This is a genomic window from Nonomuraea sp. MTCD27, assembly GCF_041950495.1.
In the GTDB taxonomy this organism is placed as follows: domain Bacteria; phylum Actinomycetota; class Actinomycetes; order Streptosporangiales; family Streptosporangiaceae; genus Nonomuraea.
The window spans coordinates 198,912-220,623 of sequence record NZ_JBGNUW010000021.1; the positions used below are offsets into that span (position 1 = coordinate 198,912).

The 21,712-nt window shown below is 71.8% G+C and carries 21 protein-coding genes; 10 read left to right on the forward strand and 11 right to left on the reverse strand.

All coding sequences use genetic code 11. The annotated features are described in order from the left end of the window. Nucleotides 1-166 precede the first annotated feature (166 nt). A complete protein-coding gene (locus ACBJ59_RS46925; protein ID WP_375116560.1) occupies nt 167-1,714 on the forward strand; it encodes a sensor histidine kinase in 1,548 nt (515 codons plus the stop codon). Continuing rightward, entirely contained in the window at nt 1,711-2,367 is a 657-nt protein-coding gene (locus ACBJ59_RS46930; RefSeq protein ID WP_364112154.1) for a response regulator transcription factor, read from the forward strand. Before ACBJ59_RS46925 ends, ACBJ59_RS46930 begins: the two co-directional genes overlap by 4 nt. A gap of 131 nt (nt 2,368-2,498) precedes the next feature. On the opposite strand, the gene ACBJ59_RS46935 is transcribed toward ACBJ59_RS46930, so the two are convergent. Both ACBJ59_RS46935 and ACBJ59_RS46940 read right to left on the reverse strand, forming a co-directional pair. Further along, on the reverse strand, nt 2,499-3,347 hold the full coding sequence (locus tag ACBJ59_RS46935) for a hypothetical protein (RefSeq protein WP_375116561.1): 849 nt from the start codon (nt 3,345-3,347) through the stop codon (nt 2,499-2,501). Beyond that, nucleotides 3,344-3,721: a hypothetical protein gene (locus tag ACBJ59_RS46940; protein ID WP_375116562.1), complete on the reverse strand. Its 378-nt coding sequence runs from the start codon at nt 3,719-3,721 to the stop codon at nt 3,344-3,346. Before ACBJ59_RS46940 ends, ACBJ59_RS46935 begins: the two co-directional genes overlap by 4 nt. 114 nt (nt 3,722-3,835) lie before the next feature. Here ACBJ59_RS46940 and ACBJ59_RS46945 point away from each other — a divergent pair, with 114 nt between their 5' ends. Then, nucleotides 3,836-5,197: a phenylacetate--CoA ligase family protein gene (locus tag ACBJ59_RS46945; protein ID WP_375116563.1), complete on the forward strand. Its 1,362-nt coding sequence runs from the start codon at nt 3,836-3,838 to the stop codon at nt 5,195-5,197. Nucleotides 5,198-5,353: 156 nt separating this feature from the next. Then, a complete protein-coding gene (locus ACBJ59_RS46950) occupies nt 5,354-7,471 on the forward strand; it encodes a hypothetical protein (protein WP_375116564.1) in 2,118 nt (705 codons plus the stop codon). A gap of 4 nt (nt 7,472-7,475) precedes the next feature. On the opposite strand, the gene ACBJ59_RS46955 is transcribed toward ACBJ59_RS46950, so the two are convergent. The 7 genes from ACBJ59_RS46955 to ACBJ59_RS46985 are packed head-to-tail and all read right to left on the reverse strand — an operon-like array spanning nt 7,476 to nt 15,116. After that, a complete protein-coding gene (locus ACBJ59_RS46955) occupies nt 7,476-8,468 on the reverse strand; it encodes an Lrp/AsnC family transcriptional regulator (protein ID WP_364112148.1) in 993 nt (330 codons plus the stop codon). Between the two features lie 19 nt (nt 8,469-8,487). Next, a complete protein-coding gene (locus tag ACBJ59_RS46960; RefSeq protein WP_375116565.1) occupies nt 8,488-9,339 on the reverse strand; it encodes an alpha/beta fold hydrolase in 852 nt (283 codons plus the stop codon). A gap of 12 nt (nt 9,340-9,351) precedes the next feature. Then, nucleotides 9,352-10,521, reverse strand: a complete 1,170-nt coding sequence (locus tag ACBJ59_RS46965; RefSeq protein WP_375116566.1) for a M24 family metallopeptidase — start codon at nt 10,519-10,521, stop codon at nt 9,352-9,354. Continuing rightward, nucleotides 10,518-11,372, reverse strand: a complete 855-nt coding sequence (locus tag ACBJ59_RS46970) for an ABC transporter permease (protein ID WP_364112142.1) — start codon at nt 11,370-11,372, stop codon at nt 10,518-10,520. The genes ACBJ59_RS46965 and ACBJ59_RS46970 overlap by 4 nt, the downstream gene beginning before the upstream one ends. Beyond that, on the reverse strand, nt 11,369-12,322 hold the full coding sequence (locus ACBJ59_RS46975; protein WP_375116567.1) for an ABC transporter permease: 954 nt from the start codon (nt 12,320-12,322) through the stop codon (nt 11,369-11,371). Before ACBJ59_RS46975 ends, ACBJ59_RS46970 begins: the two co-directional genes overlap by 4 nt. A 5-nt stretch (nt 12,323-12,327) precedes the next feature. Continuing rightward, complete coding sequence (locus ACBJ59_RS46980; RefSeq protein WP_375116568.1) at nt 12,328-13,908, reverse strand: ABC transporter substrate-binding protein; 1,581 nt, start codon at nt 13,906-13,908, stop codon at nt 12,328-12,330. Beyond that, a complete protein-coding gene (locus tag ACBJ59_RS46985) occupies nt 13,908-15,116 on the reverse strand; it encodes a membrane dipeptidase (protein ID WP_364112136.1) in 1,209 nt (402 codons plus the stop codon). Before ACBJ59_RS46985 ends, ACBJ59_RS46980 begins: the two co-directional genes overlap by 1 nt. A gap of 129 nt (nt 15,117-15,245) precedes the next feature. Between ACBJ59_RS46985 and ACBJ59_RS46990 the strand changes: the two genes are divergently transcribed. Further along, the gene (locus tag ACBJ59_RS46990) at nt 15,246-16,247 is read left to right on the forward strand and encodes an ABC transporter ATP-binding protein (RefSeq protein ID WP_375116569.1); all 1,002 of its coding nucleotides are present in this window, start codon (nt 15,246-15,248) and stop codon (nt 16,245-16,247) included. After that, the gene (locus ACBJ59_RS46995) at nt 16,231-17,256 is read left to right on the forward strand and encodes an ABC transporter ATP-binding protein (RefSeq protein ID WP_375116570.1); all 1,026 of its coding nucleotides are present in this window, start codon (nt 16,231-16,233) and stop codon (nt 17,254-17,256) included. Before ACBJ59_RS46990 ends, ACBJ59_RS46995 begins: the two co-directional genes overlap by 17 nt. 59 nt (nt 17,257-17,315) lie before the next feature. On the opposite strand, the gene ACBJ59_RS47000 is transcribed toward ACBJ59_RS46995, so the two are convergent. Further along, nucleotides 17,316-18,209, reverse strand: a complete 894-nt coding sequence (locus ACBJ59_RS47000) for an ATP-binding protein (protein WP_375116571.1) — start codon at nt 18,207-18,209, stop codon at nt 17,316-17,318. Between the two features lie 143 nt (nt 18,210-18,352). Here ACBJ59_RS47000 and ACBJ59_RS47005 point away from each other — a divergent pair, with 143 nt between their 5' ends. Then, nucleotides 18,353-19,033 (forward strand): heme oxygenase (biliverdin-producing), encoded by a 681-nt coding sequence (locus ACBJ59_RS47005; protein ID WP_375116572.1) that lies wholly within the window; start codon nt 18,353-18,355, stop codon nt 19,031-19,033. Nucleotides 19,034-19,075: 42 nt separating this feature from the next. On the opposite strand, the gene ACBJ59_RS47010 is transcribed toward ACBJ59_RS47005, so the two are convergent. After that, nucleotides 19,076-19,288: a hypothetical protein gene (locus ACBJ59_RS47010; RefSeq protein ID WP_375116573.1), complete on the reverse strand. Its 213-nt coding sequence runs from the start codon at nt 19,286-19,288 to the stop codon at nt 19,076-19,078. A gap of 166 nt (nt 19,289-19,454) precedes the next feature. Here ACBJ59_RS47010 and ACBJ59_RS47015 point away from each other — a divergent pair, with 166 nt between their 5' ends. The 3 genes from ACBJ59_RS47015 to ACBJ59_RS47025 all read left to right on the forward strand — a co-directional run. Then, nucleotides 19,455-20,051 carry a TetR/AcrR family transcriptional regulator gene (locus ACBJ59_RS47015; RefSeq protein WP_375116574.1) on the forward strand — a complete coding sequence of 199 codons (597 nt, stop codon included), beginning with the start codon at nt 19,455-19,457 and terminating at the stop codon, nt 20,049-20,051. Between the two features lie 45 nt (nt 20,052-20,096). Next, entirely contained in the window at nt 20,097-21,527 is a 1,431-nt protein-coding gene (locus tag ACBJ59_RS47020) for an MFS transporter (RefSeq protein ID WP_375116575.1), read from the forward strand. A gap of 73 nt (nt 21,528-21,600) precedes the next feature. Further along, a partial coding sequence (locus ACBJ59_RS47025; protein ID WP_375116580.1) for a transposase occupies nt 21,601-21,712 on the forward strand: 112 nt, incomplete at its 3' end.

The window sequence follows — 21,712 nt, forward strand, 5'->3', positions numbered from 1 at the left end:
AAAGGGTTGAGTTATACCGGCTCAACTCATCGGAGCCTGGTGCTGTTCCCTTCATTGCTGATGTTCGCTCAGGGCGATCGTAATCATGTAAGCGATACCTGAGGGTGAGGAAGAATCAAACCTGGGTGTGACGCCTTCCGCCTGGGCGGCTCCTAAGCTTGACCGGGTGATTCTCGTCCGGCGCGTGCGCGAACTCGGCCAGGCGCTCGCGCACGGCCGCCTGCGAAGCGCGGGAAGGGACGATCGTGGCGATCGGGCTGGCGACCGGCCTGACGCGGGCGGTCCTGACGACGGGGCCGGCGACCGTCCCGACACCGGGGGTCGTGGTGATGGGGGCGGAGACCGTCCCGACACCGGGGGTCGTGGCGATGGGGGCGGGGAACGGCCGGAGCCGGGCGGGCGGGTGCGGCAGGCGGCGACGGCGGTCGTGCGGCCGTTCGGGCTGGCGTTGTTCCAGGGGGACGCCGATCCTCCGGCCGCCACGCCCCGCCTGACCTATCCGGTGCCGCGCCCGCTCGGCATCCTGGTCCCGTTCCGGACCTACAACCTGGTCCAGGCCGCCGATCTCGTCCTGGCGATCGTCCTCTACGGGCTCACCCTCTCCATGGTGCTCGACTGGAACGCCGGGGCCGCCCGTACGCTCGCGCTCCACGGGAACGCGCCCGGGCCGGTGTCCGAGCTCTTCGCCTACCTGACGGCGATCGGCGTCTCCCTCCCCATGGCGCTGCGCCACCGGTGGCCGCTGGCCGCCTGGCGGGTGGCGATCGCCGGGATGCCGGTCGTCGTGTGGGTCGACATCACGCTGGTCCAGAGCGATCCGCCCTATCCCGTGTCGGCGATCCTCACCTACCTGATGGTGCTCTATTCCGTCGCCGTCCGCTGCGAGCGGCGGATCTCCGTGGGTGTCTGGGTGATCACGGTGCTCGCCGCCTGGATGATCCATCCCAACTCGATGCCGCTCATCGCCGTCATCGTGTCTGTCGCGGTGCTGTTCGGCTACAACGTCCGCGTCCGGCGCACCGCCACGGCGAAGCTGGTGAAGGAGGAGCAGCGCACCCGGCAGGCCGAGAGCGCGCAGGCCGTGCTGGAGGAGCGGGCCCGCATCGCGCGGGAGCTGCACGACGTGGTCGCGCACCACATGTCGGTGATCGCGATCCAGGCGGAGGCGGTGCCGCTCAAGGCGGCGGGCGATCCCGCGCAGCTGGAGGCGGGGCTGGCCGAGATCCGGGGGCTGTCGCTGGAGGCCATCGCGGAGCTGCGTCAGGTGCTCGGCGTCCTGCGCGACCAGGATGGCCGTACCGACACCGCGCCACAGCCGGGGCTCGACCGGGTGGAGGAGCTGATCGCCAACGCACGTGCGGCCGGTCTGGCCGTGCTGGTCAAGCGGAGCGGCACGCTCGACGGGCTGCCGCCGGCCGTGGAGCTGTCGGCGTACCGGATCGTGCAGGAGTCGCTGTCCAACGCGATGCGGCACGCGCCCGGCGCCACGGTGGCGGTGGACGTCGCCCGCAAGGGCGGCGAGCTGCGGCTGCGCATCACCAACGGACCGGGCACCGCCCCAGGGGAGAGGGCCGGGCGCGGGGCGGGGCAGGGGCTGGTGGGCATGCGGGAGCGGGCGGCGTTGCTCGGTGGCACGCTCGACGCCGGGCCCCTTGCCAGCGGAGGGTTCGAGGTACGCGCGACGTTGCCGATCGCGGAGAGGGAGAGCGCTTGATACGGGTTCTGATCGCCGATGACCAGGGGATGGTGCGCACGGGGTTCACCGTGTTCCTGAGCGGCCAGCCGGACATCGAGGTCGTCGGAGAGGCGGCCGACGGGCGGGAGGCCGTGGAGCGGGCCGCCGAGCTGCGCCCGGACGTGGTGCTCATGGACGTGCGGATGCCGGTCATGAACGGCCTGGAGGCGACCAGGGAGCTGCTGGCGCGCCAGGATTCGACGAGGGTGCTCATCCTGACGACGTTCGACCTCGACGACTACGTCTACGAGGCGTTGCGGGCGGGGGCGAGCGGGTTCCTGCTCAAGGACGCGTCGGCGGCGCAGCTCGCCGAGGCCGTACGCGTGGTCGCCGCCGGGGAGGCGCTCATCGCCCCGGCGATCACGAAGCGGCTGATCACGGAGTTCGCCCGGCTCGGCACGCCCCGGCCGGCGACCGGGAGGCGGGTGGAGGAGCTGACCGAGCGGGAGACCGAGGTGCTCACGCTGGTCGCCCAGGCGCTGTCCAACCAGGAGATCGCCGGGAAGCTGTTCGTGGCCGAGCAGACGGTCAAGACGCACGTGGGGCGGGTGCTGATGAAGCTCGGGCTGCGCGACCGGGCCCAGGCGATCGTGTTCGCGTACGAGAGCGGGCTGGTGCGGCCGGGCGAGTGAGGCGGCACGAGTGAGGCGGCACGAGTGAGGCGAAGCGGGCGACGCGCGGCCGGTGAGGCGGGGGCGGGCGAGCTCGGCCGAGTAAGGGTGGCGGGTGAGTAAGGGTGGGCGGGGAGCGCGGGCGGTGACGGCTATCCGGAGCGGAAGCCGGGCAGCAGTTCGATGCGGATGGCCTCGTTCTCACTCACCAGGATGGTCCGCCCATAGCCGGTCCGCCACTGCTCGTACGTCATGGCGGGCACCAGGTAGTGCTTGGCCTCGCGGCTGAGCAGCAGGCGCAGGCCGTCGTAGCGGTAGCGGTACGCCCCCTCGGGCAGGTCGGTCCTGGTGACGCCCACGGCGCTCAGCGCGAGCTGGTCCTTGGCGAAGATCGAGACCTGGGTGCGGCGGGGCAGGCCGGCGGCGAACTCGCGCGCCGCCTCCCTGCCCCGGATCTGGGCGAACAGGGCGGCGCTCCAGAGGAGGCAGAGGATGGCGACACCGGCCGCCATGATGAACGCGCTGCGTCCCAGAGGCCGGTCCCGGAAGGGGGCGACCAGCATGGGCAGGCCGAACGCGATGAGGAGCAGGATCAGGATCGTGTTGACCGAGCCGCCGCCTTGCGCCACCGCCGCCAGGATCAGCCCGGTGGCGGTCAGGCCCAGGCCGCCGCCCCCGAGCAGTTTCCGCCGCAGGGCGATGTCGCGTTGCAGGCCGATCGCGAGCCAGACGAGCGGCAGCACCGCCAGCCAGGGCAGGATGTCGGACCGGAAGATGTTCAGGCCGCGCAGGGCGTACTCGTCGAGCCGGTAGCCGATGGCGGAGGCATTGAGCTGGAACAGCTCCAGGTAGCTGTCGGTGTAGATCCAGCCGACATAGATGACGACGGTGGCGGACGAGGTGAGCAGGAAGGTGCTGAGGGCGATCGGGTCGATCTTGACGCCGGCCCGGGAGCCGTCTGGTGCCCTGCTCCCGGGCTCGCTGTCTGGGATTCCGGTCATGAATCCTCTGGTTCGGGCATCGGCTCCGGCTCCGGCTCGGGTTCTGGTTCCGGCTCTGGTTCCGGATCGGGCGTCGGAGTCTCGTACGATTCGGTGGGCTCGGCGGTGGGCAGCTCGGTGATGCCGCCCTCGGAGGTCTCCCCCGCCCGGACGCTCGGGCAGGCGGGGTCGACCGCGTCACCACCGCCCTCCGGGCACCCCGGCGCGGCCGGCCCCTGATCCTTCTTCGGCGGCGCCTGCTCCTCCTGGTCGTGCGAGGCCGTCGTCGTGTCCACGACCGGGTCGGGCGGGCCGCCCTCGCAGCCGCTCAACGCCAGCACCGCCGCTCCCAGTAAGGCCGCGCCAGCCGGGCACAGCCGGTCAATGATCCTCATGTGGTGAGTCACCCCCGTGAATTCACAGAGTCATCACTTTCAGCGTTCGTTTCGTTACAGAGAACGATCTTATGCGCGTTCCGCTCCCCCGCCCCCTCGTCGTACAGTCGGCGGATGGACCCGGTTGAGCTCTTCCATCAGGTGGCGGCCACCGTCCCCGCCTACGGCAGGTTCCTCGCCGAGCACGGCGTGGAGCCGTCGAAGATCGTGACCCTGGCCGACTTCGCGAGCCTGCCCATGACCACCAAGGAGAACTACACCAGCCGTCACCCCCTCCCCGACCTGTGCAGGGACGGTGTGATCGGGGACATGATCGCCGTCTCGTCGGGGTCCACCGGGGTGCCGTCGTTCTGGCCGCGCTCGGTCGGCGACGAGCGGGTGATCGCCGACCGCTTCGAGGAGGTTTTCAGGGACTCCTTCGACGCCGGCGAGCGCCGCACCCTGGCCGTGGTCTGCTTCGCCCTCGGCACCTGGGTGGGCGGCCTGTTCACCGTCGGCTGCTGCCGCCACCTGGCCGAACGCGGTTACCCGATCACCGTGGTCGCCCCGGGCACCGACCGGCGGGAGATCCTGCGGGTGCTCCCCGAGCTGGCCCCGCACTTCGACCAGGTCGTGCTGCTGGGCTACCCGCCGTTCCTGAAGAACGTCATCGACACCGAGGACCTGCCCTGGGCGGACTGGAACGTCAAGCTGGTCACGGCGGGCGAGGTGTTCAGCGAGGAGTGGCGCGCGCTGGTCGCCGAGCGGGCCGGGATCGCCGACCCCGTACGCGGCATCGCCTCCCTGTACGGCACCGCCGACGCCGGCGTCCTGGGCAACGAGACCCCGCTGTCGGTCGAGCTGCGCAGGTTCCTGGCCGGCCGCCCGCGCACGGCCAGGGACCTGTTCGGCGAGTCCCGGCTGCCGACCCTCGTCCAGTACGACCCCGGGGTCCGCTTCTTCGAGGAGCACGAGGGCACGCTGCTGTTCTCGGGCGACAACGGTGTCCCGCTCATCCGCTACCACATCGCCGACGAGGGCGGCGTCATCCCGTACCGTGACCTGCTGGGCTTCGTCCGCGAGCGCGGCTTCGAGCCGCGCGCCCGGGGCCCCGAGCGCCCGTTCGTGTACGTCTTCGGCCGCAGCCACTTCACCGTGTCCTACTACGGCGCGAACGTCTACCCGGAGAACATCGCGGTCGGCCTGGAGCAGCCGGAGGTGAGCGGGGCGGTGACCGGCAAGTTCGTGGTGGAGGTGGCCGAGGACGAGCGCCGGGACCGGCACCTGACGGTGACGGTGGAGCTGATGCCCGGCGAGAAGCCGTCCGACGAGGTGGCCCAGGCGGTGGGCGCGTCCATTCACGCCCAGCTCCTGCGGCTCAACAGCGAGTTCGCGGCTTATGTCCCCAAGCAGCAGCAGATGCCGTTCATCCGGCTCCGGGAGGCCGGCGACCCGGAGTACTTCCCGCCGGGGGCCAAGCACCGTTACACCCGCTAACGGGAGTCAACGGGCTTCCGATGGGAGAAGACGGGCCCACGCTGTGCGGCTCGGACGCCCAGAGGTTTCCCTAGTGCGCTCCCTGGGGCGGGCAGGCGCGGGCGGGCCTACCGTCGAGGAGGCGGTGCCACGACGATCCACGGCAGGTGACGGCTCATGCTGGAAGACCTCGACCAGATGCTCGCCTGGCTGCTGGCGGCCCTCATCCGGCCCACGTCCGGCCTGTACGGCGAGTACGACCTGCGGCCCGGCGACCGGGACCCGGCCCCCGAAGCGCCCGCCCGGTACGGCGGCCAGGAGCGGCCGGAGCTGACGGGCACCACGCACGTCCGTGACCTGCACCGGGACCTGCGCGAGCTGGGCTTCCTGCTGGCCCCGGCGGACGCGACCACCTTCACCACGGCCACGTGGCTGGCGGTCATGGAGTTCCAGCGCTACGCCTCGCTGCCCGACTCCGCCACCGAGCGCGAGCCCGGCCGGGCGACGCTCACCGAGGGGATGGCGGCGGACTCCCCCGTGCTGAAGGCCGGGCCCCGCTCGGCGTTCCCCGCCGCCCCGCCGTTCCGGGTGTGCGTGGACGGCGAGGTCCTCGAAGTCGGCGGCGTCACCGCCGACGGGTTCGGGGTGACGCGCGGCGTGCAGGACACGGTCGCCGCCGCCCATGCCGCGGGCGCCGAAGTCGAGCTGATCCGCTGGTCGGACCGGCTCGTCCCGGTGCCCGCCCGCTTCTACGAGCGGTACGCGGAGCCGATCACCGGTGTGGTGAACCCGTGGACCCGGTTCGTGCTGCGCCGCTGGAAGCAGCGGCGGCGGCGCTGCCCGATCGTCGTGGAGGCGTGGGACCTGCGCGACAACCAGCCGGACCGCCTGCACCGGATGACCGACGGCCGGGCGGGCAACGCCGAGGCGAGCAACATCGAGGCAGGCAACGCCGGGGCGAACGACGTCGAGGCAGGCAGCGTCGAGGCGGGCGGCGTCTGGGCGGGCAACGTCTGGGGACGCGAGGTCACCGCGAACGGACCGCGCTTCTACGTCCGCGACCTGACCCGGACCTGGCCGCGCCCGGCCCGCCCGCCCGTCGCCCCCGCGCACCCGGAGCTGGACGTGGCCGGCGACTGGCGGGTTCTGGGCACCCCGCCCCCGGACGTCCCGCCGGACTGGCAGGGGCCCCGGTCCTGGCCGGAGTTCGGGCACACGTGGCGGCCGGAGGGCGAGATGTTGCCCGAGCACCTCCTGCCCGCCCCCGGACACGACGGGAGCGAGGGCGGAGGCGGACGGGGGCCCACGTTGCGGGAGCTGCTCGACGCGGCCGACCGCGCGCCCCTCAGCACGTACAAGGTGGTGCGCGCGGTGAGCGAGGTCGAGGCGGTCGGCTACTTCGACGGCCTCAACGCCTACGACCGGGCGTTCGTCTCGCTGGGGCCGTGCCACTGGACGGCGGGCCTGGCCGCCGGCCCCGCCCCGGGGGCCGCCGTCGGCGAGGCCGAGCTGCCGGGTTTCCTCGCCTACCTCAAGGCCACCGACCGCGTCGCGTTCGCGGAGGCCGTCGGGCGTTTCGGGATCGACGTCGCCCTCGCCTGGGGCGCGAACGGCGCGGCGCTGTTCGACGAGAACCAGCGCAAGTACACCTCCCGGCCCGCGGTCCCCCAGGAGGGCGGCGGCCGGCGCCCGCTGGCCACGGTCGAGGAGTACGACATGTTCCGCGGCTGGCACTGGTTCTACCGCTTCCAGATGGCCGCGCGTACCGTGGACGGCTTCCGCCGCGCGATGTGGCCCATGGCGCGGCTGCGGATCCGCGACATCGGCGAGACCCCCTGGGACGCGCCCGCCGGTCCGCCCACGTGGACGGTGCCGTCGCCGGACGGGCCCCGCCCGGCCCGCGTCAAGGAGGTGGTCACCTCCGAGCGCGGCATGGCGCTGGTCTACCGCTGGCACATCAGGGCCCCGGCCAACATGGTGTCGGGCGGCCGGGCGGGGCCCGTCCTGCGCGGCGTCCACGAGGCGGCCGTCAAGGAGGACCCGGCGGCGTTCGCCGGCACCCCGGACACGTGGGGCGACGCCGCCGAGCGGGCCCTCGTCGCGGAGCTCAGGAAGCAGGGCGGGGGGTCGATCGAGGAGGTGCACGAGTGGCCCCGCCTGGCGTCCAGGAGGCGCGGCTTCACGCTGCCGGTCGAGCTCCTGCCGGAGGCGTCCGACGGCGGTGGCCGCCGGCTCGCCGTGGCCCGGGGCTCGTTCGAGCTGGACACGAGCGGCCTGCCGTTCCCGCCCCTGTGAGCGGTCAACCGGCCAGGGCCGCCGCGATCCGGTCCTCGGCCCAGGGCACCATGAGGAAGCCGCGCTTGACGGTCAGCACCTGCACGCCCGCCGTCCACGACTGGATCCCCGGGACGGAGGCCAGCGTGCGGGAGGTGAAATGGTGCAGGTCGGCCGTGGTCGGCACGATCACCTCGCAGATCAGCGACGCCTGCCCCAGCATGGAGGCGATCATCCGCACGCCGCGCTCGTTCGACAGCCGTTCGGCCACGCTGTCCTGCATGCTGGGCTCGACCGACAGCCAGAACAGGATCTCCGCCTCGTAGCCGAGCGCGGCGGCCGGGATGAACGTGGTGATCGTGGCGCAGCCGCGCTCCAGCATGGCCTCCAGCCGCCGCCGGGCCGTGCTCTCGCTGATGCCCAGGCGGCGGCCGACGGACTGGAAGCTGGCCCGGCCGTCCTCGCGCATCGCCGCGAGCACCTCCCGGTCGACGTCGTCGAGGTGCCCGCGCTCGCACATGTGCGCGGGCCGCCGCAGCGCGAACGGCGCCGCCCGGTCCCCCAGCACCGGGACGCTCCAGTCGTAGCTGACCTTGTACGTGTGCAGCACCAGGTCGGCGTTGCTCTGCTGGGCCCCGGGCACGGAGTGGACGAAGTCGACCAGCATCGAGTACAGGTCGCGGTGCTTGGGCGCGACCAGCTCGAACACGATGTCGTACCCGCCGGTGACGATGGTGACGTACCGGATGTCGGGGTTCCTGGCCAGCAGTCCCGCGACCCTGAGCTGGCTGCCGGGCGCGCAGGTCAGCCGCACCATGAACACGTGGACGGGCCCCTCGTGCTCCAGGTGCGGCAGCACCGCCACCCGGGCCAGGCCCGCGCCGATCAGGTGCTGGGCCCGGCGCGCCACCGTGGTGGTGGAGATGCCGAGCAGCTGGGCGATGTCGGTCCAGCTGGCCCGGCCGTTCACGTGGAGCGCGGCGAGGATCTTGCGGTCCAGTTCGTCGAGATCTTCCATCGGGGGCATCATCGCGCGATCAGGCCCGTGCTCGCACCTCGCCCAGCGCGGTGGCGAGGAACTGGCGGACGGTGGCCTCCCACAGCTCGGCCTCCTCGACCTGCGGCGAGTGCCCCGACTTCTCGAAGATCCGCAGCTCGGCTCGGGGGATGAGGCGGGCGATCAGCTCGCTGCACTCGGGAGGCGTGATCCAGTCGTGCCGCCCGACGGTCACCAGGGTGGGGGCTTCGATGCCGGGCAGGAGGTGCTTGATGTCGTAGTTCGGCTGGTTCACGGCGAAGGCGTAGTTGTGCGTCTCGTAGTGGTAGGGGGTGGCGGCCACCCGCCGCTCCACCGCGGCCGGGTCGTAGTCGTGGTCGTAGAGGGGCAGGATCTCGCGCCAGCAGTCGCGCAGGTCGTCGTCGTCGCGCACGGTGCCGGACATGATCCGGTCGAGCTTGTCCCGGTCGATCCGCACCCGCGCGGAGGCCGCGGCGTTGCGCGTGGCCAGCTCCTGGTTGGCGTTGTCGGCCGAGGTGTCGCGCAGCACCACGGCGCTCACCCGGTCCGGGTGGCGGGCGGCGTACTCCATGGCGATGAAGCCTCCGTACGAGCCGCCGGCGATCACCACCCGCTCGGCGCCGAGCCACTCGCGCAGGCCCTCGACGTCGGCCACCCACTGCTCGTGCGTGAACGGGCCGGTCAGGCCGCTGGCCCCGGAGCCCCGGGCGTCGAAGACGACCACCTTGTACGCGTCGGCGAGCCGGCCGAAGCTGCTCCTGGGCTCGGCGAGCGAGCCGAGGCCCGGCGCGCCGTGGTGGGCGATGATCACGTTCTCGCCCTCGCCGAGGATCTCGACGTTGAGTGGGTTGTCGTTGATGTCGACGAGCAAAGCGGGTCCCTTTCAGATGATGACGTCGGTGAGCTCGCGCGGGTACGCCGTCAGCCGGCGCGGCCCCGACCCGGTGACCAGGACGGTGTCGGAGATGCGGTAGCCGGCGTGGCCCGGCACGTACACGCCGGGCTCGCTGGACAGGATCATGCCGGGGGCCAGCTCGGTCGCGTCGCCGTCCGACAGCCAGGGCGGCTCGTGGAAGCCGAGCCCGATGCCGTGGCCCTGCCGGTGGCGGATGTGCTCGGCGAGCCCGGCCTCCTCGATCACCTCCAGGCAGCGGCGGTTGGCCTCCTCGCAGGTGACGCCGGGGATCAGCGCCTCGGTGCCGACCTCCTGCGCCTCCCGGACCGCCTCGTAGTAGCGGGCCTGCCGCGAGCTGGGCTCGCCGATGACGAACGTGCGCTCGCTCTCCACGAACCTGCCGCCGACCGCGCAGCCCAGCGACAGCATGAACGTCTCCCCCGCCCGCAGCCGGTCGCCGCCGGGCAGGCGGTGCGGCTGGGCCGAGTTGGGCCCGCCGTAGACCAGGCCGCCGGTGAGCATGGGGACCACGACGACGTCCTCGTGCCCGGCGTACATGAGGCGGGAGCCGTACGAGATGACGTGCGCGGCCAGCTCCGTCTCGGCGGGCAGCTCGCCGCCCGCCTCGACGGCCGCCCTGACCAGCTCGACGCCGGCCTCGATCATCTGGTCGGCGATGCGGGCGGCCTCCTCGTGCAGCGCGATCTCCTCGGGCTGCTTGCGCAGCCGCACCCGGCCGACCGCGTCGCAGGCGCTCCAGCGGGTCGCGGGGAACGCCTCGGCCAGCGCCCGCGTACGGGCGACGCTGATGGAGGGCGCGTACCCGGCCGTGCCGGGGACGCGTACGTGCCCGGCGAGCACCGCGAACGGCGACCTGATCCCGGGGAACTCCGGGTAGGCCACGATCTCGGCCCGGGCCCGCTGGTCCTGGGCGTACTCCCGCTCCAGGTCGGGCACCAGCAGCACCGGGTCGCCGTCGAGCGGCAGCCAGCAGGCGACCGGCCGCTCGTTCGGGAAGTGGTGGAAGCCGGTGAGGTAGGCGACATCGAGCGGGTCGTCGAGCAGCAGCGCCGACAGCCCCTCGGCGGCCATGAGAGCCCGGACCCGGTCGAGCGCGCCCGCGTAGAAGGTGTCGGGCAGCCTCTGGGAGAAGGTCATGTGTCGTTCCTGTGGTTGCGAGCGTCGTTGTAGGCCACGGACAGCAGGGTCGTGGACAGGACCAGCAGCAGGATGGCCAGCGACGGGAACAGCGTGGTCCACCAGGCGGAGGCGAGCGCGCCCGACTGCTGCGCCTTGTGCAGGATCGTGCCCCAGGACCAGCTGTTCGGATCGCCCAGGCCGAGGAAGGACAGCCCGGCCTCGGCCAGCACGGCGCGGGAGGTGGTGAGCACCACCGACACGCCGACGACGGGCACCACGCCGGGCAGCAGGTGCTTGCGCACGATCCACAACGACGAGCCGCCGACGACCTTGGCCGCCGACACGAACGGCATGGGCACGATCGACAGCGCCTGCGAGCGGACCACGCGGGCCACCTCGGGCCAGCTGAACAGCGCGATGACCACGGCCAGCGTGCGCACGCTGGGCCCGGCCAGCGCCGCCACCAGGATCATCAGCGGCAGCACGGGCAGCGACAGCGACAGGTCCACCAGCACGCCGAGCGGCGTGTCCAGGCGCCGGAAGTAGGCGGCGCTGACGCCGATGAGCAGGCCGATGACGATGGCCAGCACGGAGGCGCTGACGCCGACCGCCATGCTGACCCGGGCACCCCAGATGACCTGGGCGAAGACGTCCTGGCCGATGTCGTCGGTGCCGAACCAGTGCGCGGCCGAGGGCGGCTGCGAGGTGTCGGCGCCGTACCCCTCGGGGAAGGGCGCGATGAGCGGTGCGAAGATCGCGACCAGGGCCAGCAGGATCAGCAGGATACCGCTGGCCACGCCGAGGGGGTTGCGGCGGAAGGAGGCCCAGGTCCGCCGGCGCGGCGTGAGCTCCACAGCGACTGCCGTCATGAGGTACGCACCCTGGGGTCGAGGATTCCGTAGGCCACGTCGGTGATCAGGTTGGCCACCACGACGGCGGCCGCGAGCAGCACGAACGCGCCCTGGAGGACAGGGAAGTCGAGCTGGCCCACCGCCTCGTAGATGGCGCGGCCGATGCCCGGGTAGGCGTAGATCGTCTCGGTCAGCACCGCGCCGCCCACCAGGGTGCCGAGCTGGAGCCCGGCGATCGTGGTGGTCGGCAGCAGCGCGTTGCGCAGGGCGTGCTTCCACACGACCGCCCCCGGGCGCACGCCCTTCGCCTTGGCCAGCGAGACGTAGTCCTCGCCGAGCGCGTCGATGAGCGTGGTCCGCATCGTCAGCACGTAGCCGCCGAGCTGGATGAGCACCAGCGACAGGCAGGGCAGCACCAGGTGGTGCAGCATGCTGAGCGTCGCGGCGAAGCCGGTGGCGTCGAGATCGACCGCGCCGCCGATGGGGAACCAGCCCAGCCAGACCCCCAGGACGTACATGAGGAAGATCCCGACGCTCGGCACGAACAGCGACTGCGCGGTGACGCCGGTGAGCTGGATGACGCGGTCCACCCACCCCTTGGCCCTGGTGGCGGCGAGCACGCCGAGCGGGATGCCCAGCACGATCGTCACCGCCATGGCCGACATCGTCAGGATCAGCGTCCACGGCAGCCGCTCCATGAGCACGGTCGTCACGGGGATCGACTGGCGGAACGACATGCCGAGGTTGCCGTGCAGGAGCTGGCCGAGGTAGTCGACGTACTGGGCGGCCAGGGGCTTGTCCAGGCCGAAGTCGGCCAGCAGCTTCTGGCGCAGCTCCTCGGTCATGTTCGGGTCGGCCACGGCCAGCACCGGGTCGCCGGGCAGCAGGCGGACCAGGAAGAACGTCACCGTGACCGCGAACCACAGGGTGAGCAGGCCGCGGGCCAGCCGGAGGCCGATGAACCGCATGGCGATCAGCCCGCCGGCTTCGCCGAGGCGAGGGAGAGCGGGTTCAGGACGGACAGCAGCTCGCTCGGCATCGGCTGGAACCCGGTCCACTTCGTGGAGTGCGCGATGTTGAACGTCTCCACGTACAGGACGTTGTCGTAGACCTGGTCATGGATGATCCGCGCGGCCTCCTGGATCGGCGCCTTGGCCTCCTCCGTGGTGAGCGCCCGCTGTGCCCGGTCGATCAGCTCGTCCAGCTTGGGGTCGCTGACCTGGGCGTAGTTGATGAACCCGCCGGTCTTGAAGGCCAGCCCCAGGTTGGCGGGCGGGTTGTCCATGACCGCCCACGATCCGGCGTAGATGTCGAAGTCCCGCTTCAGGGTCTTGTCCAGGTACGTGTTGCGCTCCAGGCCCTGCAGCTTGATCGTGATCCCGGCCTTCTTCGCCGCGTCGCGGACCATGGGGGCCCAGCGGGCGATGTTCGGGTCGGCCTGGTCGTAGATCATGCTCAGGCTGAGGTTCGACGCCCCGGCCTCGGCCAGCAGCTTCTTGGACTGCTCGGGGTCGAAGACGTACTCCTTCGACGCCGGGTCCGTCCAGGCGGGCAGCGACGGCGTCAGGACGCTGGAGTTGGAGGACTTGGCGAAGCCCTTGAGCGCGATGTTCCTGATGGCCTCGTAGTCCACGGCGTGTGCCAGGGCCTGGCGGACGCGTACGTCGTCCAGCGGCTTGCGCTTGGTGTTGTACTGCAGGTGCGCCCAGCCCAGCGACGGGATCTGCTGCAGCTTGACCTTCGGGTCGTTCTTCAGGTCGGTCGCGGTGGCGGGCGGCAGCACGTTGCCGATCAGGTCGATCTCGCCGTTGCGCAGCGCCAGGACCTCGGTGTTGACGTCGGGGAAGACCCGGAACACGATCTCCTTGACCGCCGGCGTGCCGGGGCCGAAGTCGTCCACCCGCTCCATGATGTAGCGCTGGCCGCGCTCGACCTTGGTCAGCTTGAACGGCCCGGCGCTGACCCAGTCCTTGTCGTTGGCGAACTTCTGCACGCTCGGCGCCTTCTCGAAGACGTGCTTGGGCACGACGGGCAGCCAGAAGCCCACGTTGTCGAGGAACGTCCCGTCGGGGCGGCTCAGCTTGAACCGCACCTCGGTCGGCGAGACGGCCTCGGCCTCGTCCAGCGCCGTGATGAGCCCGGCCACCACGCCGAACTTCTCCTTCTGCACGGCCGTGATCGAGAACACGACGTCGTCGGCGGTCACCGGCTTGCCGTCGGACCACTTCATGTCGTCGCGCAGCTTGACCGTGGCCGTCTTGCCGTCCTCGGCGTACGACCACTCGGTCGCCAGGTACGGGATGCGCTTGCCGGTCCCGTCCATCTGGGTCAGGTGCGGGTACATGAGGTTGGTGACCCACGAGTCCGTCCGGCTGTTGCCGACCAGGGGGTTGTAGTTGACCACGTCGGCGGTCGTGCCGATGGTCAGCCGGTCGGCCGAGGCCGGCGCCTGCGAGCCGTCCTGGGAGCCGGTCGAGCCGGACTGGCCGGGGACGCTGGGGGCGCAGGCCGTAAGCGCGACGGCCAGCGCGGTGAGGAGAGCCGCACGTCTCATCAGATCCAGACCTCTTCCAGTACGCGCATGACGTTGCCGCCCACGACCTTGGTGATCTCGTCGTCGGAGTACCCGTGGGTGACGAGCCAGGCGATGATGTTCCAGAAGCACTCGGCCGGGTTCTCCAGGCCGTCCACGTAGGGCACCTTCTCGTAGCCGACGCCGGCGTGCGCCTCGTTGAGCGACAGGTGCTCGGCGAACGTGTCGTGCAGCCCGACGTGGTCGCCGAACAGCGTGTCCGGGCCGAAGGCCACGTGGTCGATGCCGACCAGGTCCACGCAGTAGGTGAAGTGGTCCATCACCGACTCCAGGCTGTGCCTGGGGTGGTCGGGCGACAGGGTGGTGTGCGGGGCCGCCTCCAGCCCGATGACGCCGCCGCGCTCGGCCGCGGCCTTGATGACCGAGTCCGGCTTCATCCGGTTCGTGGGCCAGACCGAGCGGGCGCCCGCGTGGGTGATGAGGATCGGCCTGGTCGAGTGGCGGATGGTGTCGAGCGAGGTCTGGTCGCCGGAGTGGGAGACGTCGATGGCGATGCCCAGCTTGTTCATGCGGCGCACGGCCTTCTCGCCGAACAGGGTCAGCCCGCCGTCGCCGCGCTCCTTCAGGCCGCTGCCCAGCGTGTTGGCCTCGCTGTAGGCGATGCCCATCTGGCGCACGCCGAAGCCGTACAGCATGTCGATCCGGTCGACCTCGTTCTCGATCATCGTGGCCGCCTCCAGGGCGAGCACGAGGCCGATGCGGCCGCTCGCGTGCGCCTGGTGCACGTCGGCCAGGCGCTCGACCTTGATCAGGAAGTCCTGGTGGGCGAGGTCCGACAGGCGCATGCCGATGTCGGCCACCACGTCGTTCCACTTCCAGCCGGCCTGGCTGGTGATGCAGCAGGTGCCGTCCATGAGGTTGTCGAAGACGACCGTCATGCCGGAGCGGGCCAGGCCCTCGTAGCCGGTGTGGTGGCGGGCGGTGCGGTTGTAGTCGACGGTCTCGCTGATGTCGTCGGGGAAGACGGACGGGTGGTCGTGCAGCGAGACGACCAGGCTGTCGGTGAGCAGGCGGCGTACGCGCCCGCTCTGCTCGGAGGTGAGCTCGGGCCCCGCGTACGCCGGGACCCGGCCGAGCTCCGGCGCCAGGTCGAACCGGCGGTAGTCGACACCTGCCTCCAGGTACTCGTAGGAACGGTAGCCCTTGTAGCTCTTCGCAGCTTCCAGCATCTGGTAACCCCTCTTGTTCAATTGCGGGAAGTTTGCCAGGATCGGGCGCGAAAGACAATATTGAAGTTGTTTTCCGGCAGCCAAGCCAATCTCTACGCCAGCTTTCGTCACAATCGAGGAGGGGGTGCGGTGAGCGAACCACCGGTCCTGGAGCTACGCGGCCTGCACGTCACGTTCACCGCCCACGGGCGCGAGATCCCGGCCGTGCGCGGGGTGGACCTGACCATCGAACGCGGCCAGACGCTCGCGCTGCTCGGCGAGTCCGGCTCGGGCAAATCCGTCACCGCCAAGGCCGTCATGGGCCTGCTCGACCAGCCGAACGTCCGGGTGAGCTGCGAGGCCGCCCGGCTCGGCGGGCGCGACCTGCTCGCGATGGGCGCCGAGGAGCGGCGGGCTCTGCGCGGCAGCGAGATGACGCTCGTCTTCCAGGACGCGCTGTCGGCCCTCAACCCGGTGCTCAGCATCGGCGACCAGATCGGCGAGCTGTACCGGGTGCACCTCGGCCTGTCGCGCAAGCAGGCCAGGGCGCGCTCGATCGAGATGCTGGGCCTGGTGGGCATCCCGGCCCCGGCCAAGCGGATCGACGACTACCCGCACCAGTTCTCCGGCGGGATGCGGCAGCGGATCCTGGTGGCCATGGCGGTGGCGCTCGAACCGGACCTGATCATCGCCGACGAGCCGACGACCGCGCTCGACGTGACCGTGCAGGCGCAGATCCTGGAGCTCATCGACCGGCTGCGGCGCGAGCTGGGCACCGCCGTGCTGCTGATCACGCACGATCTCGGGGTGGCGGCCGAGGTCAGCGACCGGGTGGCGGTGATGTACGCGGGGCGGATCGTGGAGAGCGGGGAGGTCGGCGAGCTGTACGACCTGCCCGCGCACCCGTACACCGCGGCCCTGCTGGCCGCCATCCCCGACCTGGACAGCCCGGCCTCGGAGCTGCGCGCCATCCCCGGTGCCCCGCCGAGCCCGGCCGAGACGCCGCCCGGGTGCTCGTTCGCGCCGCGCTGCGACCGGGCCAGCGAGGTGTGCGGCACCACCAGGCCACCGCTGACCGTCCTGCGCACCGGGATCGACCGGTACGCCGCCTGCCACCACTCGGAGGAGATGCTCGATGGCGCCCTCGCCTGACCACGAGCCGGTGTTGACAGCCTCGAACCTGCACAAGACCTACCGCGGCGGCCTGCTCTCCCGGGGCGGGGCCGTACGCGCGGTGGCCGGCGTGGACCTGGAGCTGTACCCCGGGGAGACGCTCGGCATCGTCGGCGAGTCCGGCTGCGGCAAGTCCACCCTGGCCCGGATGCTCGTCGGCCTCGAACGCCCCGACGAGGGCGAGGTCGCCTTCCGCGGCCGCCCGTTCTTCGGCCGCGGCCTTTCCGGGGGCGGCGTGCCGCGCGACATCCGGCGCCGCGTCCAGATGGTCTTCCAGGACCCGCTCACCTCGCTCAACCCGCGCATGACCGTGCACGACATCGTGGCCGAGCCGCTGCGCGTGCACCGGCTGGCCCGGGACGCGCGGGCCATGCGGGACCGGGTCGGGGAGCTGCTGGAGCTGGTGGGGCTGTCGCCGGACCGGATGCACCGGTTCCCGCACGAGTTCTCCGGCGGGCAGCGGCAGCGGGTCGGGATCGCCAGGGCCCTGGCCACGGAGCCCGACGTGATCGTGTGCGACGAGCCGGTGTCGGCGCTGGACATGTCGGTGCAGGCGCAGGTGGTGAACCTTTTCGCGGAGCTGCAGCGGACGCTCGGGGTGGCGCTGGTGTTCATCGCGCACGACCTGGCCGTGGTCCGGCACGTCTCGCACCGGGTGGGGGTGATGTACCTGGGGCGGGTGGCGGAGATGGGGCCGGCGGCCGGGGTTTACGGGGCGCCGGCGCATCCGTACACGATGGCGCTGCTGTCGGCCGCGCCGGTGCCGAAGCCGCGGCTGCGGGGGCGCTCGCGCATCATGCTGGCCGGCGACCCGCCGAGCCCGGTGGCGCCGCCGCCCGGGTGCCGCTTCCACACGCGCTGCTGGAAGGCCACCGACCGGTGCTCCGAGGTGGAGCCGGCGCTGGAGGCGGTCGGCGACCATTACGCCGCCTGCCACTACGCGGAGCGCCCGCCCGAGCGCACGCCGTCGCCTGAGCGCACGACCTGAGCGCACGACCTGAGCCCACGACCTGAGCGCCCGCCCGAGCGCACGACCTGGGTGGCCGCTCAGGCGTCGTCCCGGCCCGGCCGTACCGTCACCACGCACACGTCGTCACCCCCGCCGTCCGCCTCGCGCATCAGCGCGGCGGCGATCACCGCCGGGGTGCGGGTGAACAGGCCGGGCAGGGCCGCGGGGTCCCAGCGGCCGGCCAGCCCGCCGGTGTGCAGGACCACGGTGGCATGGGCGGGCAGCGCGTACCCCCGCGCGCCGTCCCCGGGCGTCAGCCCCCGCCGCCGCCCGCCGTGCACGACCCAGCCGGAGACGTCGCCGACCCCGGCGAAGGACACGCGGCCCGGTTCGACGCGGGCGACCGCGATCCCCCCGGCACCGGCCGTCGCGGCGCGCAGCCGCGCCACGACCGCCTGCGGCTCCTGCCCGCCCACCTCGGGAAGCAGGCGCGCGGCCGCGTCGCAGACCAGCACGGTCGTGACCGGGCCGGCCCGGTGGACGGCGAACCCGTCGCCGCCCGCCCGCGTGACGCCGCTGACCCGCAGCGGCGGGCGGGCCGTGCGGCCGGCGGTGAAGTACATCGCCAGCACGGTGCCCTTGCCGGGCAGGGAGTGCACGTCGTAGCCGGAGGCGCTGCGGGAGATGGCGCCCAGGCCGATGCCCAGCGTCCCGGAGGTGGAGTAGCCGTCGCGCAGCGCGCGGGCCACGTCCGCCATGCCCGGCCCGCGGTCCAGGGCGATGAGCTCCACCGTGGCGGGCGCCTCGGGATGCGGCCGCACCAGCGCGGCCCCCTCCCTGGCGTGCTTGACCAGGTTGGACACGGCCTCGCTGACGGCCACCGCCAGCCGGCTGACGAGCAGCTGGTCGAAGCCGGCCGCCTCGGCCAGGGCGACGGCCTTCCTGCGCACCGCGCCGACCGCGCCGGCCTCCTCCGCACGCACCCAGCCCATACGCATACCGTACGGCCGACGCCGGGCGAGCTCGAGAGCTCTTGGCTTCTCCGTTCCTGGGTACGTGAGAGGGAAGGCAAGCTTTGATGACATGGTGTCGTCATCAGCTTGACGCCGGACGCCGACGTTTGTGACACTTCGTCATGAAACGCCAGCACGAGCAAAGGTGGGCCGTGACCACGTCGTTCTCCGAGACCCTGAGGAATGCCACCTGGGCCGACCACGAGTCGGCCGAGTCCGAGGGATATCTCTCAGCGCTGATGGCCGGGCGGTTGAGCGAGCACGAATACGGCGAGATGGTCGCCCAGCACTACTTCGCGTACACCGCCCTCGACGGCGTGTCACGAGAGCTGAGCGACCACCCGGTGGCCGGCCGGTTCGTGTTCCCGGAGCTCTACCGGGAGCCGGCGCTGGAGCGCGACCTCGCCACGGTCTACGGCCCCGGCTGGCGCGACCGGATCGCGCCGTCCAAGTCCACCCGCACCCTGATGGCCCGCATCCACCAGGTGGCCGACTGGCCGGGCGGCTACGTGGCCCACCACTACACCCGCTACCTCGGCGACCTGTCGGGCGGCCAGTTCATCCGCATGGAGCTGCAGAAGATCTACGGTTACGCCAAGGGCGGGGGCGTCGACTTCTACATCTTCGACGAGCTGGGCAGCCTGCCGCGCTTCAAGAACGAATACCGCTCGCGCCTCGACGTGCTCGGCCTGGAGCTCGACGAGCGCGAGCAGCAGCGGATGATCAGCGAGGTCCGGCTGGCCTACCAGCTCAACGCGGAGGTCCTGGCCGAACTGAGGCACGTGGTCAAGGCCGCCGCCTGACCGTCGCCCGGGGGGGAGAAGCCGGACGGCCGACCATCCGACCTACCGGTACGGGTCGCGCAGAGGAACGGTCCGCTCGGCGAAGCCCTCCTTGAGCCGCGCCATCCTGGGCCCCGCCTGGTAATAGCGGCCCTTCGTCTCCCCGTACGGCTGCAACCAGCCCTTGGCGGCGAGATCGCGCAGGTCGCGGGCGGCCTGGCCCTGACTGAGCTCCTCGTCGGCCTGATACCGGCTGCGCCGCAGCCGCCGGTTCACGAACGCCTCCTAGAGCGCGGAGACGCACCGCGTGTGAACCGCACCCAGTCGAGGGTGTCACCGTGCGGGCTCCACTTACGCCGGCCCACGGCGCCGAGGACGTCGTAGTACGGCTCTCATCCGAGTTACGCGGAACGCCGCGCCGAGTCCGGCCTACGATGGGCGTATGCCCCGCATCTCGGCCGCCACCATCGGCGAGCACCGCGCCCAGACGCGCGACCGGATCCTCCAGGCCGTCTCGCGCCTGTCGCGGGTGCAGGGCATCGACGCCATCTCCATGACCGACGTGGCCGGCGAGGCCGGGATCACCCGCACGGTGCTCTACAACTACTTCCCCGACAAGGCGGCGCTGCTGCTGGCCTTCACCGAGCGCGTGACCCAATACTTCATCGACAGCTACGAGCGGGAGCTGCCCGCCGGGGCCTCCCCCGCCGACCGGCTGCGGGTGTTCGTGCGACTGCAGCTCACGGGGCTGCTCGCCCACCCCCATCCGGGCGCCGCCGACCTCAGCGCGGCGCTGGGGCCCGACGCCTACCAGCGGCTGGCCGAGCACGTCGCGCCCATGCAGCGGATCCTGGTGGAGATCCTGGAGAGCGGCATCGACGCCGGCGACTTCCGGGTGCTCGACGTGGCGGCCACGGCGCGGATGGTCCTCGCCGTCATCGGGGCCGAGCGGGTGCCGCTGATCAGTGGCGACGTGACGGTGGAGCGCGCCGGGGAGCTGGTGTCGGAGTTCGTGCTGCGGGCCTTGGGCAACGCGTAGATACCCGGGGGACGTACCACTGATGGCGGGTGGGAGGATCGTTCCATGACATACCACCCGGAAGAGCTCCACGATCATGTCGAGCTCAAGTCGGCACGCGGCCGCTGGATCCTGCTGGCGACCGTGCTCGGCTCCGGGCTGGCGCTGCTCGACAGCACCGTGGTGAACGTGGCGCTGCCGTTCCTCGGGCGGGAGCTCGACGCCCGCATGGACGGCCTGCAGTGGACGATCAACGCCTACACGCTCACCCTGGCCGGGCTGATCCTGCTGGGCGGCTCCCTCGGCGACCGCTACGGCCGCCGCAGACTCTTCCTCATCGGGACCGTCTGGTTCGCGGTGGCCTCGGCGCTGTGCGGGCTGTCGCCGAACATCGAGTTCCTCATCGCGGCGCGCGCCCTGCAGGGGATCGGCGGCGCGCTGCTCACGCCGGGCTCGCTGGCCATCATCCAGGCGTCGTTCGTGCGCCACGACCGCCCCAGGGCCGTCGGGATGTGGTCGGGGCTCGGCGGCGTGGCCAGCGCCATCGGCCCGCTGCTGGGCGGGTGGCTGGTGCAGACGGCGGGGTGGCGGTGGGCGTTCCTGATCAACCTGCCGTTCGCGGCGCTCATCGTGTTCGTCACACTGCGGCACGTGCCGGAGAGCAAGGACGAGCGGGCGGCCGGGCGGTTCGACGTGCTCGGGTCGGTGCTGGCGGCGCTGGCGCTGGCGGGCATCACCTACGGCCTGATCGAGAAGGGCGCCCCGGCGCCGCTGCTGGCCGGGGTGGCGCTGGGGGTCGCGTTCGTGGTGGTCCAGATCCGCAGGTCACCCGACGCGCTGGTGCCGGTGGGGATGTTCCGCGACCACGTGTTCACGGCGGTGAACGTGGTGACGCTGATCATGTACGCGGCCATGGGCGTGGTGTTCTTCCTGCTGGTGGTGCAGCTCCAGGTGGTGTCGGGGTTCTCCCCCATCGCCGCCGGGCTGTCGATGTTGCCGACGACGATCCTGATGATGCTGCTGTCGGCCCGGGCCGGCGACGTGGCCAAGCGGGTGGGCCCGCGCTGGCCCATGACGATCGGGATCCTGGTGGCGGCCGGCGGGTTCCTGCTCATGAGCATGATCGGGTTCGGCTCGTCCTACCTGCTCCTGGTGCTGCCGGCGGTGTTCGTCTTCGGGCTCGGCCTGTCGGCGGCCGTCGCGCCGCTGACCGCGACCGTGCTGGCCACCGCCGACGAGCGCTACGCCGGCACGGCCAGCGGGGTGAACAACGCGGTGGCGCGCACCGGCAGCCTGCTGGCCGTGGCCGCCGTGCCGCCGCTGGTCGGGCTGGTGGGCGACGCGTTCGAGAACCCGCCGGTGTTCGACGCCGGGTTCCGGATGGCCATGCTGATCAGCGCCGGGATGATGGTGGTGGCGGCGCTGATCACGTTCTTCACGATCAGGACGAACGTCCTGGCCGTCGACGACGATGACGACAGGGAGAGCGGCGGCTAGGGCGTGTATTTGGTTGTGATCAATCTGCGGGATCCGCCCTCGTTTCGGGGTCCGATCTGGTAGATCGTTTTGCGTGACGCGAGTGCAATTGACGGACGCGGAGTGGGAGTTCATCGAGCCCTACCTGCCGATCGGTGGGTTCGGCCCGTACCCCGAGCGGCTGCGGCAGCAGTTCGAGGGCGTGA

Bases quoted from the DNA above. Each gene is read 5' to 3' on its own strand.
- ACBJ59_RS46935 (WP_375116561.1), bottom strand. From the start codon at position 3,347: ATGACCGGAATCCCAGACAGCGAGCCCGGGAGCAGGGCACCAGACGGC.
- ACBJ59_RS46940 (WP_375116562.1), bottom strand. From the start codon at position 3,721: ATGAGGATCATTGACCGGCTGTGCCCGGCTGGCGCGGCCTTACTGGGA.
- ACBJ59_RS46945 (WP_375116563.1), top strand. From the start codon at position 3,836: ATGGACCCGGTTGAGCTCTTCCATCAGGTGGCGGCCACCGTCCCCGCC.
- ACBJ59_RS46950 (WP_375116564.1), top strand. From the start codon at position 5,354: ATGCTGGAAGACCTCGACCAGATGCTCGCCTGGCTGCTGGCGGCCCTC.
- ACBJ59_RS46955 (WP_364112148.1), bottom strand. From the start codon at position 8,468: ATGGAAGATCTCGACGAACTGGACCGCAAGATCCTCGCCGCGCTCCAC.
- ACBJ59_RS46965 (WP_375116566.1), bottom strand. From the start codon at position 10,521: ATGACCTTCTCCCAGAGGCTGCCCGACACCTTCTACGCGGGCGCGCTC.
- ACBJ59_RS46970 (WP_364112142.1), bottom strand. From the start codon at position 11,372: ATGACGGCAGTCGCTGTGGAGCTCACGCCGCGCCGGCGGACCTGGGCC.
- ACBJ59_RS46975 (WP_375116567.1), bottom strand. From the start codon at position 12,322: ATGCGGTTCATCGGCCTCCGGCTGGCCCGCGGCCTGCTCACCCTGTGG.
- ACBJ59_RS46980 (WP_375116568.1), bottom strand. From the start codon at position 13,908: ATGAGACGTGCGGCTCTCCTCACCGCGCTGGCCGTCGCGCTTACGGCC.
- ACBJ59_RS46985 (WP_364112136.1), bottom strand. From the start codon at position 15,116: ATGCTGGAAGCTGCGAAGAGCTACAAGGGCTACCGTTCCTACGAGTAC.
- ACBJ59_RS46995 (WP_375116570.1), top strand. From the start codon at position 16,231: ATGGCGCCCTCGCCTGACCACGAGCCGGTGTTGACAGCCTCGAACCTG.
- ACBJ59_RS47000 (WP_375116571.1), bottom strand. From the start codon at position 18,209: ATGGGCTGGGTGCGTGCGGAGGAGGCCGGCGCGGTCGGCGCGGTGCGC.
- ACBJ59_RS47005 (WP_375116572.1), top strand. From the start codon at position 18,353: ATGAAACGCCAGCACGAGCAAAGGTGGGCCGTGACCACGTCGTTCTCC.
- ACBJ59_RS47015 (WP_375116574.1), top strand. From the start codon at position 19,455: ATGCCCCGCATCTCGGCCGCCACCATCGGCGAGCACCGCGCCCAGACG.
- ACBJ59_RS47020 (WP_375116575.1), top strand. From the start codon at position 20,097: ATGACATACCACCCGGAAGAGCTCCACGATCATGTCGAGCTCAAGTCG.